The sequence below is a fragment of the Amycolatopsis sp. A1MSW2902 genome (genome assembly GCF_017312175.1).
GTDB classification, from domain to species: Bacteria; Actinomycetota; Actinomycetes; order Mycobacteriales; family Pseudonocardiaceae; genus Amycolatopsis; species Amycolatopsis nivea.
In genome coordinates this window covers 4,219,232-4,237,107 of record NZ_QJPO01000001.1, presented here as the reverse complement: position 1 = coordinate 4,237,107, position 17,876 = coordinate 4,219,232, and the positions used below count along the sequence as shown (strand labels likewise).

The following is a 17,876-nucleotide window of genomic DNA, read 5'->3' as shown; positions in this document are numbered from 1 at the left end:
GACAGCCTCCTCACGGGGTCCGGGCAAACAGCCGGGGCAGGACAGCGCCCAGTACTGCGCCGAGCGCCAGGAAGAAACCGGCGGTGACGAAGGCCTGCCGCCCGGCTTCGCGCCGGGCACGTCCGGGGTCGCCGCGGAAATGCCGGGAGAGTTCGGCGAGGACGATGAGATAGGCGCACAGCCCGGCGGCGAGTGCCGCGGCCGCGCCGAGGACGGCGATGGTCCAGCTCATGGCGATCACCTCCCGGGCGACCGCAGCCGCCGGCAGGGACCGTCGGCGGCGCCCGGCCGCGGTTCGGTGGCGAGTCCCTCCGCCAATCTCGGGGCCCATCATACCGGATCGGCGGGGGAGCGGATCGGCTCGATCGGCGCTACCGTAAGGACATTCGCGGCGCTTGCCGCGGATCGGCGATGGAGCTCGCCGCGATCGCGCGTCCGCGCTGATGGCTTCTGCCCCGCATTCCGGCCGAGGCGCCGTGCGCCCCCGGCCGGCCGGAACCGGGAGGAACCATGGACCGCGACAACGGCCGGGGCGAACCGGCGGCCTGGCCGCCGGTTCGCCCGCGAGGCGGAGCGGATCGTGTACCGGGAGAAATGGCGAGTGCGGGCGGAGGAGGCGGCGCGGCGGCTCTCCGGCACCCGCGCGGTGGCGAGCACCCGCCTGTTCCCGGAGAGCACGGTTGTTCACGTGGTGGCAGTGGACGGCTGGGTCGCAGGCCGGGTTCGGCGGGAGCGCGGCCGCTGGGTCGCCGTCTGCGCCGGGCAGGCGATCGCGGTGGCGGACACGTTCGCCGCCGCCGTGTACCGCGTCGCGGAACAGGCCGGAAGCCGGCGGTGATTCCCCCGGACCCGGTCGTGCGCCGCGGCCGGTAAGATCGGCGGCACCGGCGATGATGCCCGCCGAAACCGCGCAATCCCGCGCTGATGGCGTCTGCTTCCTGCGACTGACGAGGGAACAGCCGCCATGACGCTCATGCTCAGCTACGCGGTCCGCACCGACCGCGGCCTGGTGCGGGCCAACAACGAGGACGCCGTGTACGCGGGACGGCGGGTGCTTGCCGTCGCCGACGGGGTCGGCGGGCACACCGCGGGCGAGATCGCCAGCACCGCGGTGATCGCCGCGCTGGCTTCGCTCGACCATCTCGATCCGGGCGCGGACCTGCTCGGCCCGCTCGCCGCGGCGGTGGAGACCGGGAACGCCGCGATCCGCGACCTGATCGCGCAGGACCCGAGCCTGGCCGGCATGGGCACCAGGCTCACCGCGGTCTGGTTCGCCGGCGACCGGATGGCGGTCGTCAACATCGGCGATTCCCGCACCTACCTGGTGCGGGACGGGAACTGCACCCAGCTCACCCACGACGACAGCCTGGTGCAGCACTTCGTCGACGCCGGGCGGATCACCCCGGAGGAAGCCCGGAGCCATCCCCGGCGGTCGGTGATCCTGCGCGCGCTGACCGGCGGGGACGACGAGCATCCCGCGGTGAGCGTCCGGGAAACCCGGGCGGGTGACCGGTATCTCCTCTGCTCCGACGGTCTGTCCGACGTGGTCGAGCCCGGCGTCCTCGCCGAGACCCTGCGCGTCGCCGACCTCGAAGCCTGCGCGGACCGGCTGATCGAACTCGCCCTCGAAGGCGGGGGACCGGACAACGTGACGGTCGTCGTCGCCGACGCCCAGCACACCGACCGCGCGGCGCCGGCGGTCCGCGAGCTCGTCAACGGCACCGGCGACCCGTACGGCTCGCCGCCCACCCGGCCGCTGCTGCGACCCGGGCGCGGCGCCTGAGGGCTCGGGTACGCTGTCCTCAGGCGATGAAGCCCGCCTGCACCACCGCCACCGCGGCTGATGGCTTCTACCGGCAGACAGACCGATACCCGCGGTGGTGAGCGTTGTGCGCCCTTTCCGAAGCATCCTTTTCGCGGCCCGCGAGGCGGGCGAACGCAGCGAGCCGGACCTGTTCCGCGATCTGAACCTCGACCATATCGTGGACGCGGTGCTCGCGGGACGCGAAGAGTACGACCTGTCGCCCGTGTTCCGCTCTCCGTTGACCGATCGTGCCGAGGTGCGCTACCGGCACGACGTCATGCGGGATCTGAGACGCGACAGCGTGCGCGAGCCGGTCGAGGAGTTCGCCGAGCGGATGCGGCTGATGCGCAAGCAGTTGGCCGTCCGCGAGAAGCTGCACTACGAAAAGCAGCGGCAACGGTGGTTCCTGGACGCCGTCGGCACCTACTGTGACGCGGTGGCGGCCTTCGGCGGGCAGCTGGCCGACCTCGAACTCCGGTCGGCGGGCCTGCGAGGGCTGCGCGAATTCCTCGCCGAGTACCTGGGTTCGGCCCCCTATCGTGGTCTCGTCGCCGACACCCGGCGGTGCCGGGAGGAGCTGGCGAAGATCAAGTACCGGGTCCACATCCGCGGCCCGAGAGTGGACGTCAGCCGTTCGCGCGGGGACGCCGACTACACCGGCGAAGTCGAGAAAGTCTTCGCCCGGTTCAAACAAGGCGCGGTCCGGGACTACCGGGTGCGGTTTCCCGAGGACGAGCAGATGGACCACGTGCAGGCCCAGGTCCTCGACTGCGTAGCGAAGCTGTTTCCCGAGGCGTTCGGGCTCCTGCACGACTACTGCGCGGCCCACCGCGGCTACCTCGAGGCGACGATCGCCCGATACGACCGCGAGGTGCAGTTCTACCTGGCCTACGCGCAGCACATGCGCCGGATCGGCGCCGCAGGGCTGGAGTTCTGCTACCCGGAACTGCCTGCGGATTCCCGGGACTTGGCCGCTGAGGACGCCTTCGACCTCGCACTGGCCGGGAAGCTCGTGGCCGAGAAGGTTCCCGTGGTGCGCAACAGTTTCCGGTTGACCGGCGAGGAGCGGGTGATCGTGGTCAGCGGCCCGAACAACGGCGGGAAGACGACGTTCGCGCGGATGTTCGGGCAGCTTCCGTACCTGGCGAGCCTCGGCCTGCCGGTGCCGGCGGCGTCGGCCCGGCTGTTCCTCCCGGACCGGGTGTACAGCCATTTCGAGCGGGAGGAGCACTTGGCCACGCTGCGCGGGAAACTGGACGACGAACTGGTCCGCATCCGCGAAATCCTCACCGAGGCGACCGCGGACAGCGTGCTCGTGATGAACGAGAGTTTCTCCTCCACCACGCTGCACGACGCGCGGTTCATCGGCGCCAAGGTGCTCGAAGCGATCCTCCGGCTGCGCTCGCGCGCCGTGTACGTGACGTTCGTCGACGAGCTGTCGGCACTCGACGCCGCGATCGTCAGCATGGTCGGCGCCGTCGCAGCGGACGATCCGGCGCGGCGGACCTACGAACTCGCCCGGCGTCCGGCCGACGGACTCGCCTACGCCGAAGCGGTCGCCGCCGCCTACCGGCTGACCTGCGACTCGCTGCGGAGGAGGATCGCGCGATGAAGGTGCTCCTGCTGTACCCGGACCGGGACTTCGACCCCGAAGGGCAGCTCCCGCCGAACGAACCGGCTCTCGCCGACGATCTGGAGCTGGACGTCCTCTACGCGGCGATGGCGGGCGACGACCAGTTCACCCGCGACGTCGCACGCGAGGTGGTCCTTTCCGGACTGTCCGATCCGGACACTATCCGTTACCGGCAGCGGGTGCTGGCGGACTGCCTCGGCCACGAGCAGATCGTGCGCGACCTCTACGCCATCGCGGCGGACGCGGTGCGCGCGCCGCGGAAAGTGTGGTTCGGCATTCTCCTGCACTCGTCGCCGGAGAACATCCTGCACCGGTCCGTCCAGATCCTGAAAGTGCTGACAGACAACCTGAAACAACTGCGCGCGCTCGCCGGCGAGCACGCCGGGGAGTTCGGCTCGCCCGGGTTCGGCCGGTTCTTCACGATGGTCTTCGACGAGCTGGACGACGCTTACTTCGCCGCGCTCGAAGAACATCTCGCGGAACTCGAATTGCCCCGCGGCGTCTTGATGAGCGCCGAACTCGGCACCGGGAACAAGGGCGTGCGGCACACCTTGCACCAGCCGGAGCAGCTGTCCTGGTGGGAACGGCTGACCGGGCGGGACCGCGACAGCGTCGGCTTCCAGATTCCTCCGCGCGACGAGGCAGGCGCGCGGGCGCTGACCGAATTGGCCGGGCACGGGGTCAACCTGGCGGCCAACGCGCTGGCCCAGTCCGCCGACCACGTGCTCGACTTCTTCGCCGTGCTGCGCAAGGAACTCGCGTTCTACCTGGGCTGCCTCGCCCTGCACGAGCTGCTGGAGCGGAAGGGACAGCCGACGTGCTTTCCCGACCCGGCCCCGGCCGGGCGTCCTGCCTTGACCGCCGAGGGGCTCTACGACGTCGGGCTCGCCCTGTCCCAGGAGACGCGCACCGTCGGGAACGACCTGGCGGCCGACGGTTCGTCGCTGGTGCTGGTGACCGGCGCCAACCAGGGCGGCAAATCCACGTTCCTGCGCAGCGTCGGGCTCGCCCAGCTGATGCTGCAGTGCGGGATGTTCGTCGGCGCCGAGGCGTTCCGGGCGGACCTGCGCCGTCGCGTGTTCACCCACTTCAAACGGGAGGAGGACGCCACGATGAGCAGCGGGAAACTCGACGAGGAACTGGCCCGCATGAGCGAGATCGCCGACCTGATCGCGCCGGGCGATCTCCTCCTGTGCAACGAATCCTTCGCCTCCACCAACGAACGCGAAGGCTCCGAGATCGGCAGGCAGGTGCTGCGGGCGCTCACCGGAAGCGGGGTGAAGGCAGTGTTCGTGACGCACTTGTACGACCTCGCGCACAGCCTGTACGAGCAGGGGCTGGACACGAGAACGTTCCTGCGCGCCGAGCGGCAGCCGGACGGCAGCCGCACCTTCCGGCTCTCGCCGGGCGAGCCTCTGCCGACCAGCTACGGAGAGGATTCGTACCGGCGGATCTTCGCGGAGCCGTGATCCCCGGGACTGGCCGCAGCGGCGGATTCTTTGTTACCGTGAAAGGGCTTCCGACTCGGAGCCGGCGATGAAGCTCGCCGCGACCGCGCGGTCCGCGCTGATGGCTTCTGCCCGAACGACCGCCGGGAGAAGCCATGGGAAACGACCGGTACCCCGTCAACCTTCGCTGCTCCGGACTTGTGCTGCGCGAGGACACTGTGCTGCTGTGCCGCCGCCTGGACGGCTGGGTGCTTCCCGGAGGCACACCGGTCGGCGCGGAGGCCGCGGCCGGCTGCGTCCGCCGCGAAGTGCTGGAAGAGACCGGGCTCGCGGTCAGCCCGGTCGGGGTCGCTTTCGTGCTCGACGCGACGAATGCCGCTGCCGGGCAGTATCTGATGGAGATCGTCTTCCTCGCCCACGCCGACGACAAGCACGCCGAACCGACGGTGACCGAGCACGGTCTCGTGCCGGAATTCGTTCCGCTGGACCGGGTAGCGAACTTGCCGCTGCGTCCGCCCATCGGGCCGCAGCTGCGGGCGCTGCACCGCGGCGACCGCCGGGTCGCGACCTACCTCGGCAACGTGTGGCAGCCTCAGACCGTCCCCTGAGCTGGTGGCGACTCCCGTCCGCGGGCGACGAGAATCAGCAGCGGCACGGCCGCGAGCTGCGCGACGACCGAGAACAGCACCACCACGGACAGGGAAACGCTGAACAACGCGCCGATCGCCGCGCTCCCCGCGAACCACGCGGTGCCGTAGACGCCGGTGAACAGACCGTACGCGGACGCGCGGCGGCCGGATGCGACCATCGGCGCCACAGCGGCCGGAATGATCGACTCGTGCACGCCCATCCCCAGCCCCCACAAGCACATGCCGACCAGCGCGGGCCAGAACCCGCCCAGGAAAGCCAGCGGAGCGTACGCGGCCGCGACGATCGTCAGCGGGATCAGCAGCCGGATGCCGAAGCGGTCGAACAACCGCCCGAACAGCAGCGAACCCCCGCCGCTGACAGCCATCGCGACCGCGTAGAAGACCGGGATCAGATCGGCGGACACCGCGCTGTGCTGCTGAAACCGGAAAGCGATGACCGGAAAGTCCGCGAACCCGGCCGCGACCAGCGCCGCGGCCGCCAGGTAAAGCCAGAAACGGCGCGGAAACCCGCCGGACGGCGTCGCCGCGGCGGACGGTTCGAGGTCCTGCGGGCGCGGATAAAGCAGCCGGGCGACCCCGAGCAGGCACAGCATGACCGCGGCGGGAGCGGCCAGGACAGCGAACGCCAGCCGGTAATCCTGGTGGCTCAGGCTCAGCACGAACGCGATCAGAAGCGGCCCGAACAGCGCGCCGAACTGGTCGAGCGCCTCGTGGACGCCGAAGCCCCAGCCGTAGCCGATCTGCTTGGCCGCGTGGGAGAGCATCGCGTCGCGCGGCGGGTTCCGGATCGCCTTGCCCACCCGTTCGAGGATCACCAGCAGCGCGGCGGCCTGCCAGCTCCCGGCCAGCGCCAGCAACGGAACCACCGACATCTGGAGCACGTACCCGGCAATGGCGATCGGCCAGTACCGCCCGGTCCGGTCCGCGCCGCGTCCGGAGAACAGCCGCAACCCGTAGCCGAGCAACTCGCCGAAACCGGTGATCACCGCGATAGCGAACGCCCCGGCGCCGAGCAGCCCGAGGTAAGGACCGATGACGCCGCGGGACGCCTCGTAGGTGAAATCGGCGAAGAAACTCATCACGCCGACCATCAGCACGAACTTCAGCGCAGCCGACTTCCGCCCGCCCCGGGCCTGCTCGCGCATCTCGTTCAGGACACCAGCGCGACGCCGAGCACGACGCCCGCGGTCGCCGCGACAAAACCGGACAAGGCATGGCCGAGGGCGGACACGGCGACCGCGCGGACCGGCCCTTGCCAGGCCAACGCGCGGGTAGCCGGCCCGAAGACGCAGAACGTGGTCACCGCCGCGGACAGCCCGATGCCCGCGGCGGCCAGCGGACTGTCCCCGCGAAGGCCGAGCAGTGCGGCGCCGGCGAGCGCACCGAGCGCGAAGCCGCCCACGACGCTGACGAACACCGGGTACCAGCGGGACCTGGCAGGGCCGGCGGTGTCGATCGTGATGCGCAGCGCTAAACCGAACGCGCCGCCGAGGAGCATGACCAGGGTGTCCACGGGCGCTCTCCCTACCTGTGTCGATCGCTTCGATCATCGGTCCAGGCAGGGACTGTTGGCGGCGGCAGCCGCGGTTCGGGTCCGGCGAGCCCCACCGCCGGGCGCTGAAGCGCTGGCACGGAGCTTACGGCATTCCGCCGCACGCGCGAACCGGCACGAGCGGCGCGCAGGTCGCTCCATTGCGGACAGTTCGGCGGCGTGCCTGCGACCGGCGGGGCGGCACTGGTGTGCGGGGCGTCGACCGGTGCCGCGGCGACTGAGTCGGAAACAGGCGCTAAGTCCGGACCGGCCGTGCCCATTCCGCTTCGCGCGGAACCTTCCACCGGTACCATGATCGTCATGGGAGCCGGGTTCGCGGTCGTCCTCGGCTTCTCCGCCGGGAATCTGCTTGGTTCGGCCGGATTCGCCTGTGCGGGTCGCTGCTGCGTGCCTACGCGATGCCGGACAAGGCGTCTGAGACTGGTGAGATCGCGTATTCAACTAGCGCGTGTTTGTCATGGTTGTGACGGCGAGTGATCGTCTATGGTGTGGCGGTTCTCGGTGGCTTCGAGCGGCAACCACGGGGTCAGCCGATACCCTGACCCCGTGATCTCCCGCTACCACCTCAAGTGTCCTGGTTGCGAGGAGATGTTTGTCGCGCGGCTCGGGGTGGGGCCGACCCGCGGGACTCGCTTCTATCTGCCGTGCCCCGAGTGCCGCTTGCCGATTCGAGGATCAATGTCGGGTTCCGAGCTCTCGGACTACCGGATCGACATCGACTGCGAGGTGCTGAGCAGTCTCGATCCCGAGCCGGACGGCGTATCGGTGGTGACCGTCGATCCGTTCGTGCCATCGCGCTATGAAGCGGACTCCTTCGCTCCCTCCGGGGCGTTCCCCACGATGACGCTCTTGCGGATCCTCGGGCACGACGTCCTCCGCGAGTTCGAGTCGGAGCGTCATCAGGGTCTTGACGCTGGCCGAGCCTTGTGGACCAAGGTCCGGATGCTGTTCCAGTACTACCTCCAGGGCAATGCCGAGATGTTCATTCGCATCGCGCAGGAGCATCTCGGGCTTGAGTGGGAGCCGCGCACGAGCCACGAACGGACCACCGTCGCGTACCGCGCTCTGCAGGTTGCCACGACTACGATCACCGGGACCACCGGAAACTCCAGCGCGAGAGTGTTAGGCCGCTTCGCGCGGAAGCACGCAGCAGCGCTGGACCGGCATCCGGACCATGCCTTGACCTTCCGGCGTCGGGGGCAGGCGGCTGCCGTGTTGGAGCGAGATCTGTTCACCGAGCTCAACCGCTTCGTGGAGCACCATGACGCGTGGGAGATGGGCCTGCTCGGCAGGTTCGTCGGCGCGGAGGAGAAGAGGGCCTTCGATGAGCTGGTGCTGTTCCGGGACGAGTTCTCGACGGTGAGGGATCTTTACCAGCATGGATTCGAGCTCGCTTGCAAGTGCCTGTGGCCGTTGGTGGCAGCGCAGAACACTGTGAAGCGGGGCAGCCCCGATGACTTCGGGGACGTCCACCCCGAGAGCGTGGCTGTGAAGCAGCGTCCCAAGAGCCTCAAGCAATTCGACAGTCTGTCCAATGCGTACAAGATCGCGTACGTGGCTCAGGTCCCTGGCTGGGAGTCGTTCGCGGTTCTGCTCGACAACCGTCGACGCAACACGATCGGTCACGCTACGGCGCACCACGATCTTCAGAGTGGCCAGGTAGTCAGCGATAAGGACCCGGCAGGGATGACCTACCTGGAGTTCCTTGGCGAGACCTTCGGCGTCTTCGAGGCGCTCTCGACGCTCGCCCAGGTCTTGAGAGCAAGTCGCGTTGCTTCGTCGCCGGACTTTGACCTGCCGGAGTAAGAGAGTTCGAGACTCGCGCTTCATCTGGCCAGTTGAGCACCGTTGTTGGCCGCCACGGCACTCGCTTGAGCCGGGTTGTCGGTATGACCGGCTGACGCCCGCAGATATTCGGTGGCAATCACCCCAGCAGGGCGCGGATACTCGGGGCCGTGCGCATTGCCTTTCACCACGCCCCGCGCGGGGAGTCTGTGGCGCGGATCCATCGCCAGGACGGGGTGGTCCTCATCCTTCCGTCCTATTCGCGAAAATTCCGGGTCCCGCACGACCTCGCGCACGCGGCGGCCGAACGCGAGCTCGGTCTCGGCGGCGGGGTGTTCGGCTGCATCGCGGCTGGCGCGATGTTCGACAACATGCGGGTGGCCGAGGGCAAACCCCGCCACGACGCGAAAGCCCGGAGCACCCGGATCCTCAAGGCCGCGAAACGCTCGATCGGCGTCGCCGAGGTGATGTCCGGGGTCATCCACGACGCCGTCGAACAACGGCTCCCGACACCGTTGCGGCAGGCCCGCGAGGGCTGGGGAGTGCTGGAGCAGGACGAGTTCCCGTGGACCGACGCCGACATCACCCGCGCTACCGACGCGCTGCGTGTGCTCGACGGGCAATGGCAGGCGAGCCTGGACCCCGTTGAGTTCAGCTGGCCGGACTCGCTGCGCGCGGACCCCTAGCTGGCGCACGTCTCCCCGGCGACCCGGCTCAGGTGAGTGCCGTGGCGGCCAACAACGGTGCTCAACTGGCCAGATCAAGCGCTCAGTGACAGCTGTAGTCGCGCGCTGCTGGGCAGTATGCCCAACTGGCACTGGGAGATGCCAACTATTATCTGTCGTCACAGACGAGGGTGGACGGCTCGCCCGGCCCGAGGGGGGAGGGAGACCGGGCGAGCCGCCTTCGACCGTACGGTACGGGTCTCCGGGGCGTGTTCGAGCCGCTCGTTGCCCCTGTCGCGCGTATCCAGGCGGCCGTCGGCGTGCCTGTGTTTCGGCGGGGTGGTCGCGCTCGGCACGCGTTTCAGCGTCCGGGACTTCTGGAACGAGGTGCGGGAGCGCGGGATCCTCGCCGCGGCCTGGGATGCGAACATGGCGCTCGGGCAGTGCTGAGCAACCCGCCACTGTGGGCAGACGGAATCCGGCTCGTCCCAACGGAGCATCCCGTTGGGACGAGTTGCGGGTCAGGGGCCTTATTGGCCGCCACCCATCACGGACTTTGTGCCAGAGCCAGAACCGTTGTGAGACAATTGGTGTTCACGGTGGTGCGTGGGGACTGAGATGTTTCGCAGCAGTAGCGCGGGTGATCAAGGCGTGCTGCGCGTGGACGAGCAGGGCCTGGACTACGCAGGCAGCGGCTAGTAGCGGTGCGCTGAATGCGACGACGACTGCGAGCCATACCGGGACTCTTCTGTCTCAAGGCGGCCGCAGCCGGTGAACTGGCGTAACACCACCTCGCCGACCAAGTGAAGCTCGACCTGGCGCGCACAGACCGGTTCATCCCGCAGTGGTGTGCGGGCGAACGGATGATCCCGACGTGCCAAGGGCTGCATGCCCGGCCAGCAGGTAGACACCCCCAGCCTGGGCGAAACCGGTCTCCATGTCGCCCGATGTGCAGCACGTCGCCGGTAGCCGGGTCGTGCGCTCCGGCAGCACTCCGCCGAGCGAGGCCGCGCTGGGCGGGTGTCGGCAGGGCGAAATGTGCGACCTCGTCGTCGAATGGCCCGCAGCGACGTCTGTGCCGGCGATCCACGGGCCTAGCGGTTCGGTGGTCCGGCGCTGGCCGCGCCACCTCGTCGGCGAGCGAGGCTTTGCGAGTTGTCTCTGCTATTACGACGAGACTGTTTGGACCAGAGCGAAACCCGCCTTGACCGGACGATGACGATGTGGCGGCTTTCACGGTCGGCAGGGAAGCGGCAGGCACCGGGGCGGCGCGGCTGCGCGTCGGAGGCAAGCGCGGACGCGGCTGGCGGGCGCCCCGGGAAGGCGCCGCCAGTGCGGCGATTTCGGTTACTGGAGCGCTGTTTTGAGGGCGTCGACGGCGAGGTGGCGGGCGACGTTGGCGGCGCGGGTGTCGCGGAGGCTGTCCAGGAGCAGGAAGTCGTGGACCATTCCGGCGACGCGGACGGAGGTGACGTCGACGCCGGCTTCGCGGAGTTTGTTGGCGTATTGCTCGCCTTCGTCGCGGAGCACGTCGGCTTCGTCGGTGATGACGAGGGTGGTCGGGAGTCCTTTGAGGTCGTCCAGGGACGCTTGCAGTGGCGAGGCGTATTTTTCGGCGCGCTGGGCGGGGTCGGTGGTGTATTGGTCCCAGAACCACTTCATGCCGTCGCGGGTGAGGTAGTAGCCCTCGGCGAACTGCAGGTAGGACGGGGTGTCGAAGTCGGCGTTGGCGACCGGGTAGAGCAGGACCTGTGCTTTGAGGTCGATGCCGCCGCGGTCTTTGTTCATCAGTGCGAACACCGCTGACATGCAGCCGCCGACCGATTCGCCGGTGACGGCGACTCGGCTGGTGTCCAGGCCGTGTTCGGTGCCGTGCCGCAGCACCCATTGGCCGACGGCGTAGTTCTGTTCGACCTGGGTCGGGTAGCCCTTTTCCGGAGCGCGGTCGTAGACCGGGAAGACGCCTGCGGCGCCGGTGCCGACAGCGAGTTCGCGGAAGAGGCGGTCGTGGGTTTTGTCGTCGCCGAAGACCCAGCCGGCGCCGTGGATGTAGAAGACCACGGGCAGCGGGCCGGTCGAGCCCTTGGGCCGGATGATGCGGGTGCGGACTGTGCCCCACTGCCCGGCGTCCACCTCGACCCACTCCTCGTCGACGTCGGGGCGGGCGACTCCCTCGCCGCTTTGCAAGTCGAGCAGGATCTGGCGGCCCTGCTCCGGTGGGACTTCGTAGATCCGGGGGTGCGGGTCGGTCGCTTCGGACAGTTCCTTCGCGGCGGGTTCGAGGTACGGGGTGACGGGCGGGGGAAGTTCAGTCATTCGTCTCTCCACTTCGTGAGAACGCCGGGGCTGCGGCACCGTGTCGTTGTGCCGGCAAGCTCTTGCGAAAGGGGGCTTGGTGCTACTCCTTTCCGGTGAGGTCGGCGATGATGCGGCGTGCGAGTGCGGCTGAGGATCCGGGGTTTTGGCCGGTGTAGAGGTTGCGGTCGACGATCACGTGCGACTTCAGCGGCAGGCCTGCGGTGTAGTCGGCGCCCGCTTCCTTGAGGCGGTCTTCCAGCAGCCACTTGGCTTTCCACGCGAAGGGGTTGACGCGTTCCTCGATGTTGGACAGGCCGGTCATCCGGTAGCCCGCGAAGGGCCAGCTGCCGTCGGGGTTTTTCGCGGCCAGCGCGGCTGCGGGGGCGTGGCAGAGCAGGGCGAGTGGCCGGGCCGAGGAGAGTCGCGTGGTCAGCAGGGCGCCGGAAACCGGGTCGACGGCGAGGTCTTCCATCGGGCCGTGGCCGCCGGAGTAGAAGACGACGTCGAAGTCGTCCGGGTCCATTTCGGACAGATCGGCGGGGTGCTCCAGGACGGGGGCGAGGCGGTCGAGTTCGGCGCGCAGTTTTTTGGCGGTGTGCGGGAGCACGCCGCCTTTGACGCCGAGGCTGAGCTGGTCGGCCACGGGTTGTTTGCCGCCGGGGGTGGCGACTGTGACGTCCCAGCCTTCGTCGGTGAACAGTGTGTAGGGGACGACGAATTCCTCGGCCCAGAACCCGGTGGGGTGTTCGGTGCCGTCCTTCAGCGTCCAGACGCGGGCGGCGGAGAGCACCTGCAGAACCTTGGTCATCGAACGGCTCCTCACTGGTCGGCGGGCGAGCGGCACGGGACGGGCATGCGCGACGCGAGCCGGTCCTCGGCACCGCCTTCAGCCGGATCGCGGGGACCGGACCGGGAGAACGCCGCTGCCCCGGGGAACGCGAGCGACCGCGCCCCGTCCGGGCCGAGCCCTGGTCCGCCGAAGGCGTCGCGGGCTGCTCCGGCGCTCCTATGTATGCAGCGCTCACACTGTAGGCATCCGCCGCGAGCACCGTCAACACGGCCGCTCGCGTGTCCCCCGTACGGGGTTGCGCACGAAGTTGACACTGCTTATATCGCCCTTAATGTGTACGGTGCAAACATTGGGAGTGCGGGCGCGCGGCGTCCGCGGCGACATCTGAACGGAGTGCCATGAAAGCGGTCGTGATCAAGGAGCCCGGCGGTCCCGAGGTCCTGGAATGGACCGAGGTCGACGATCCGTCTCCGGCGGAGGGGGAGGTCGTCGTCGACGTGGCGGCCAGCGCGCTGAACCGGGCCGACGTCATGCAGCGCATGGGGCTCTACCCGGTGCCGCCGGGCGCGTCGCCGTATCCGGGACTGGAGGTGTCGGGGCGGATCAGCGCCCTGGGGCCGGGGGTGACCGGCTGGCAGGCAGGCGACGAGGTCTGCGCGCTGCTGACGGGCGGCGGCTACGCGGAGAAGGTCGCCGTGCCCGCCGGTCAGCTGCTGACGGTGCCGCGCGGGGTCGGCCTGGCCGAAGCGGCGGCGTTGCCGGAGGCGGTCGCCACGGTGTGGTCGAACCTCGTGCTCACCGCAGGGCTGCGGGCCGGGGAGACCTTACTGGTGCACGGCGGGGCCGGCGGGGTCGGGACCACGGCGATCCAGATCGCCAAGGCGCTCGGGGCGCGCGTCGCCGCGACTGCCGGCGGCCCGGAGAAGGCCGCCCGGGTCCGGGAACTGGGCGCGGACCTCGCGATCGACTACCGCACCCAGGACTTCGTCGAGCACGGTCCCTATGACGTCATCCTGGACGTGGTCGGCGGCGGATACCTCGAGCGCAACGTCCGTTCGCTGGCCGCCGACGGGCGCCTGGTCGTGATCGGTTTGCAGGACGGCTTGGAGGGCGCCCTCAACCTCGGGGAACTGGTGTTCAAACGTGCGTCCGTGCACGGCACCACGCTGCGCACCCGGTCGCTGGAGCAGAAGGCCGCGATCGTCGCGGACGTCCAGGCCAAAGCGTGGCCGATGATCGAGAGCGGAGCCGTCCGCCTGGTGATCGACCGGACTCTGCCCATGGCCGAGGCCGCCGAGGCGCACCGGCTGATGGAAAGCAGCCGGCACGTCGGCAAGATCCTGCTGGTGACCGGATAAAGCGGCTCCCCGCGGCCCGGGAGTCCCGCCGGCCGGCTCACTCCCGGCCGGGAGTCCGGGAGCCGGAGCCGGCGTGGAGCGAGAGGACCGCGTCGAAGGACGCGCGCACCCGGGCGGCGACGTCCTCGGCGGGCGAGGCGGGGAACTTCCCGTCCAGATGGAGAAACGCCAGTCCGTGCGCCAAACTCCACATCGCCGTGGCGAGCGCGGGCGCGTCGGCATCGGGATACACGCTGGCCATCGCACCGGCGAGCAGTTCGTGCAGGGCACCGGAGGCCTGGACCCGCTGGTCGTTCGAATCGTCGCACTCGTTGCCGAACATGAGCCGGAAGACCGCCGGGCGCCGCAACGCGAAACTGACGTAGACCACGGCGAAATCGGCGAGGTCCGCTGCCGAGGACGGAAGCTCGCGGCCCTCGGTCAGCGCGGTTTTCAAGTCGCGGAACCCCTCGACCGCCACCGCCGACTCCAGGGCCTGTCGGTCCGCGAAATGCCGGTACGGCGCCGTCGGCGACACGCCTGCACGACGGGCCACCGCGCGGATGGAGAAAACCTCGCCCTGCTCCAGCATCTGCACTGCCGCGTCCAGCAGCGCGGCCCGCAGGTCGCCGTGGTGATAAGCGCTCTTCGCCGAGGGCGACACCGCCGAATTCCTCTCGCCCGATGTGAGGGCAGTCAACATAACAGAGGGACCGAAAGAATACGGGTTCGCCCCCGTTCTTCGCGGTTCGGCCGACCGCGATGGCGCGCGCGGCTCGCGTCCGTAGGGAGAGGAAGTACCCGCACCCCCGGCATCGGCGCGGCAGTGCACGGAATCGTCAGCGCCGCCGCAATTTGTCGCCGCATTACGGGCATCCTCCGGCGGCAATGCCCGCTTGAATCGGCCTGCGTCGCCGCCTTCCTCGGCGTCGTGCTGATTCCGGGACCCGGAATCCGGAGCGAATCGCACGGCCGGAACGGTCGGCGCCCATCCGCGGCCGGACACGAGGAGCGTCCTCGAGATGACACGTTCGGATGACCGGCCCTCGACGTGTTGACAGTGCTTACATGGCCGCCTACCCTGATGTGAGCACTGCATACATCGGAGAAGGGGGAGTGTCGTCATGCCGAACACGGCAGCGGGCACCGTCAAGGTCGATCTGGGCGGACGGACCGTCGAGGTCCCGAAAGGCGGCATGTTCGACCGCTACCGCATGGAAGCCCCGCTCGACGACGTGGCCGCCGATCCGCGCGTGCCCGGCGTCGATTTCTTCCGCACGCTGCCCAAGGCGGAGGTCGAATCGCCGATCGGCACCACCCGGACGCCGAACTTCTACTACGCGATGTCTTCGGCGCGGCTGACGATGACCGCCCCGAGCCGTGCGATCCGCAGGCGTCTGCCGAGCGAACTCGCACCGCTCGAGATCGCGCCGGGCCGCGGTCTCGTGTCGCTGATGTTCTTCCGGTACGACGTGTGCGACATCGACTTCTACACCGAGGCAGCCGTCGGCGTCGCGGTGCGCCCGGCCCGGCACGGCGGACTGGCCACTGCGGTCGCCGACGTCGTCACCGCACTCGGGGACGACCACCTGCACTCGTACGTGTTCTCGCTGCCGGTCAACACCGAGATCGCACAGGTGCGCGGACACGACGGGTACGGCTTTCCCAAGTGGGTCACAGATCTCGACGTCGACATCGACGAGGAACGCACATCGGCGCGGATCGCCAACGCCGACGGCGGCGTCGACGTCGCGTTCTCGGCGCCGACGCCGAAACAGCGGCGGTTCGCCAGCGGCGACAAGGTCTCCACGCTCACCTCGTACACCAAGCGCGACGGCGCGTGGCACTCCACGCTCAACCAGACGAACCTCCTCGCGAGCGGCACCTCGCTGCTGCCGCGCGGATTCGAGCTGACCGTCGGAGAAGGCCGCATGGCGGAGGACCTGCGCGCGCTGAAGGCCGGCCGGGTCATCCAGTTCGACGCCAACACCTCGGCCCAGGCCGCACTGCACATGCCGGTCCCGTTCTCGGTCCGCTGACCTCCCGGAGCACCCGATCATGACCGCCACCGCGGAAAACCCGACCGCCGCCCGCCCAGGACTGCCCGCCTCGCTGACGCGGGCCTGCTTCAGCGGCTGACCGCGCAGGTCGCCGCCGCACCGGATGTGCTGGTGTATCGGGACGTGCGGGCCCAAGCGGAAGTTGCCCGTCGCATCGACGACGCCACAGCGGAGGCGCACCTGTTGTGGGCTGGGAGAAATCCGGCCGGCGAGTACGTCGAACGCCGCACGGCGACCATTCGGCTGAGGGCCCGCGATCGCTTCTGGGCACCGGTCCAGCGCTGAGCCTGTCATTCGGTCGCGCGGCGGGGCAGCGTCGAATTCACCGGACGCGGTGATGGATTTGTTCGGTGGTGAACGGAACTCTCGCGCTGGATCTGCTCTCGTGGCTGGATGGGTTTCGCGAAGCGGGCGGTCGGCGGTGAGGAACGGGTGGCGGTGTGGGTGCGTCATCAGTTCACGTTGAGCGAGGCGATCGAGGCGGTGCTGGCTTCGCATGCGGCCGCGTATGGCGGCTCGCTGCGTGTCGTCGTCGGGGAGTTGTCGGTACGGGGCGTGCGCGCGGATTTGAAGCGTGCGGGACGGGGACGGCAGCTCGACGGGATGCGCGTGCCGGCGGTCGGGGCGGCGGAGTCCGTCGTGCGGCGTTGCCAGGTGGCGCGGGTCCGGGGGCAGCTGCTCCGGCTGGGGATGTTCCCCTCCGAGAGCCACGGGAGCGGCTGCCCGGCGCAGGAGGTCGTCGTGGAACACCAGTTCACGTTCGCCGAGGCGGTGGAGGCGGTGATGGCGGTGAAGTCGATGGTGCGGCCTGCTCCTGGCCGGCGCATTGTTCCGCTGACTGCCGCTGAGGTCCGCAGCGCGTTGTGGTGGTGCGCTGAGCACGGTCCCGACGACGAGTTGATGGAGCGGTGGCGGCTCGAGCCCGCTGACGGTCCGGTGAACCGGTTGGCCGGGTGGGTTCGCGGCGAGCTGGTCCGGCTCGGGGTGTTCACCGGTCCGGCTGCCGGGCGCGGGTGATCGTCCGCGCTTAGGCTGCCTGCTCGGACGGCACGGTGAGCGGAGGATGTGTGGAGCGGGGAGCAGGGGGCGGGCGGCAGCCGTCGTTTCTGAATCGGCTGCCGGAAAGGGACCGGGCCCGGCTGATGACGCTGGGCAGTCCGCAGCGGGTACGGCCGCGGAAACCGGTTCTGGCCGTGGGCAAGGCAGGCGTCGACGTGGTCGTGTTGCAACAGGGCCACGTGAAGGTGACCTCGACCGATCACGAAGCGCGGCAAGTCATTCTGGACGTCGGCGGGCCGGGCGACATCTACGGCGAGGCCGCCGTGATCTCCGGGCGGCCGCGGATGGCTGACGTGATCGCGCTGGACGAGGTGGTGCTGCGGCGGATCGACGCGCAGACGTTCCGCCGGTTCCTGCTTGAGAATCCGGCCGCCAATTACGAGACCTCGGCTCTGCTGTCCGAGCGGTTGTGGAACGCGCAGAGGGAACGCACCAACACCCGCACGCCGGACATGGTCGTCCAGATCGCCCGGCGCTTGCTGTATCTGGTCGACGTCTGCGCGAGCCCGCACGACGGCGGATGGTCGGTGGACGCGCCGCTGACCCAGGAGGAGCAGGCGGCGTTCATCCCCGTCTCCCGCGGCACGCTCGCGAAAGCGCTGAAGCGGTTGCGGAGCCAGCACGTGATCAGGACCGGACGCCGGTCGCTCACCGTGATCGACATTGAACAGCTTCAATCCCTCGCCGAGATGACCTAGATCACCCATTCGAGCAAGGCTGATTCGCGGTTCTGTGCACCGGTGAACAGAACTCGATGCCGGGTAGTCGTGACACTCCTGCCTGTTACCAAATGCA

17 protein-coding genes and 3 riboswitches are annotated in these 17,876 nt (G+C 69.3%); of the genes, 11 read left to right on the top strand and 6 right to left on the bottom strand.

Annotation, left to right across the window (positions count from 1 at the left end):
- Nucleotides 1–10: 10 nt before the first annotated feature.
- On the bottom strand, nucleotides 11–232 hold the full coding sequence (locus DMP23_RS19525; protein ID WP_337821982.1) for a hypothetical protein: 222 nt from the start codon (nucleotides 230–232) through the stop codon (nucleotides 11–13).
- 348 nt (nucleotides 233–580) lie between these two features.
- Between DMP23_RS19525 and DMP23_RS19520 the strand changes: the two genes are divergently transcribed.
- The 5 genes from DMP23_RS19520 to DMP23_RS19500 all read left to right on the top strand — a co-directional run bounded on the left by DMP23_RS19520 (nucleotide 581) and on the right by DMP23_RS19500 (nucleotide 5,493).
- Complete coding sequence (locus DMP23_RS19520) at nucleotides 581–838, top strand: hypothetical protein (RefSeq protein ID WP_337821981.1); 258 nt, start codon at nucleotides 581–583, stop codon at nucleotides 836–838.
- A 39-nt stretch (nucleotides 839–877) separates the two neighbouring features.
- Nucleotides 878–941, top strand: a riboswitch (Fluoride riboswitch).
- 23 nt (nucleotides 942–964) lie between these two features.
- Nucleotides 965–1,783 (top strand): PP2C family protein-serine/threonine phosphatase, encoded by an 819-nt coding sequence (locus DMP23_RS19515; RefSeq protein WP_443111275.1) that lies wholly within the window; start codon nucleotides 965–967, stop codon nucleotides 1,781–1,783.
- Between the two features lie 13 nt (nucleotides 1,784–1,796).
- Nucleotides 1,797–1,860: riboswitch (Fluoride riboswitch) on the top strand.
- A gap of 29 nt (nucleotides 1,861–1,889) precedes the next feature.
- The gene (locus tag DMP23_RS19510) at nucleotides 1,890–3,416 is read left to right on the top strand and encodes a MutS-related protein (protein ID WP_337821980.1); all 1,527 of its coding nucleotides are present in this window, start codon (nucleotides 1,890–1,892) and stop codon (nucleotides 3,414–3,416) included.
- Entirely contained in the window at nucleotides 3,413–4,906 is a 1,494-nt protein-coding gene (locus tag DMP23_RS19505; RefSeq protein WP_337821979.1) for a MutS-related protein, read from the top strand. The genes DMP23_RS19510 and DMP23_RS19505 overlap by 4 nt, the downstream gene beginning before the upstream one ends.
- A 54-nt stretch (nucleotides 4,907–4,960) precedes the next feature.
- Nucleotides 4,961–5,023: riboswitch (Fluoride riboswitch) on the top strand.
- Nucleotides 5,024–5,040: 17 nt separating this feature from the next.
- Complete coding sequence (locus DMP23_RS19500) at nucleotides 5,041–5,493, top strand: NUDIX hydrolase (RefSeq protein WP_337821978.1); 453 nt, start codon at nucleotides 5,041–5,043, stop codon at nucleotides 5,491–5,493.
- On the opposite strand, the gene DMP23_RS19495 is transcribed toward DMP23_RS19500, so the two are convergent.
- Nucleotides 5,478–6,680, bottom strand: a complete 1,203-nt coding sequence (locus tag DMP23_RS19495) for an MFS transporter (protein ID WP_337821977.1) — start codon at nucleotides 6,678–6,680, stop codon at nucleotides 5,478–5,480. The two genes, DMP23_RS19500 and DMP23_RS19495, sit on opposite strands and share 16 nt — an antisense overlap.
- Before the next feature lie 5 nt (nucleotides 6,681–6,685).
- On the bottom strand, nucleotides 6,686–7,048 hold the full coding sequence (locus tag DMP23_RS19490) for a hypothetical protein (protein ID WP_337821976.1): 363 nt from the start codon (nucleotides 7,046–7,048) through the stop codon (nucleotides 6,686–6,688).
- Between the two features lie 585 nt (nucleotides 7,049–7,633).
- Between DMP23_RS19490 and DMP23_RS19485 the strand changes: the two genes are divergently transcribed.
- Both DMP23_RS19485 and DMP23_RS19480 read left to right on the top strand, forming a co-directional pair.
- The gene (locus tag DMP23_RS19485) at nucleotides 7,634–8,893 is read left to right on the top strand and encodes a hypothetical protein (protein ID WP_337821975.1); all 1,260 of its coding nucleotides are present in this window, start codon (nucleotides 7,634–7,636) and stop codon (nucleotides 8,891–8,893) included.
- 149 nt (nucleotides 8,894–9,042) lie between these two features.
- Nucleotides 9,043–9,558 (top strand): hypothetical protein, encoded by a 516-nt coding sequence (locus DMP23_RS19480; RefSeq protein ID WP_337821974.1) that lies wholly within the window; start codon nucleotides 9,043–9,045, stop codon nucleotides 9,556–9,558.
- Nucleotides 9,559–10,884: 1,326 nt separating this feature from the next.
- On the opposite strand, the gene DMP23_RS19475 is transcribed toward DMP23_RS19480, so the two are convergent.
- Entirely contained in the window at nucleotides 10,885–11,853 is a 969-nt protein-coding gene (locus DMP23_RS19475; protein WP_337821973.1) for an alpha/beta hydrolase, read from the bottom strand.
- Between the two features lie 82 nt (nucleotides 11,854–11,935).
- Entirely contained in the window at nucleotides 11,936–12,643 is a 708-nt protein-coding gene (locus tag DMP23_RS19470) for a type 1 glutamine amidotransferase domain-containing protein (protein ID WP_337821972.1), read from the bottom strand.
- A 380-nt stretch (nucleotides 12,644–13,023) separates the two neighbouring features.
- Here DMP23_RS19470 and DMP23_RS19465 point away from each other — a divergent pair, with 380 nt between their 5' ends.
- Nucleotides 13,024–13,983 (top strand): NAD(P)H-quinone oxidoreductase, encoded by a 960-nt coding sequence (locus DMP23_RS19465; protein WP_337821971.1) that lies wholly within the window; start codon nucleotides 13,024–13,026, stop codon nucleotides 13,981–13,983.
- A gap of 37 nt (nucleotides 13,984–14,020) precedes the next feature.
- Here DMP23_RS19465 and DMP23_RS19460 read toward each other — a convergent pair whose 3' ends face one another.
- Entirely contained in the window at nucleotides 14,021–14,626 is a 606-nt protein-coding gene (locus tag DMP23_RS19460; protein ID WP_337821970.1) for a TetR/AcrR family transcriptional regulator, read from the bottom strand.
- A 460-nt stretch (nucleotides 14,627–15,086) separates the two neighbouring features.
- Here DMP23_RS19460 and DMP23_RS19455 point away from each other — a divergent pair, with 460 nt between their 5' ends.
- The 3 genes from DMP23_RS19455 (at nucleotide 15,087) to DMP23_RS19445 (ending at nucleotide 17,779) form a co-directional block, all read left to right on the top strand.
- Entirely contained in the window at nucleotides 15,087–16,001 is a 915-nt protein-coding gene (locus tag DMP23_RS19455; RefSeq protein ID WP_337821969.1) for an acetoacetate decarboxylase family protein, read from the top strand.
- Between the two features lie 414 nt (nucleotides 16,002–16,415).
- The gene (locus DMP23_RS19450; protein ID WP_337821968.1) at nucleotides 16,416–17,039 is read left to right on the top strand and encodes a hypothetical protein; all 624 of its coding nucleotides are present in this window, start codon (nucleotides 16,416–16,418) and stop codon (nucleotides 17,037–17,039) included.
- 125 nt (nucleotides 17,040–17,164) lie between these two features.
- Entirely contained in the window at nucleotides 17,165–17,779 is a 615-nt protein-coding gene (locus DMP23_RS19445; RefSeq protein WP_337821967.1) for a Crp/Fnr family transcriptional regulator, read from the top strand.
- The last annotated feature ends 97 nt before the right edge of the window (nucleotides 17,780–17,876 follow it).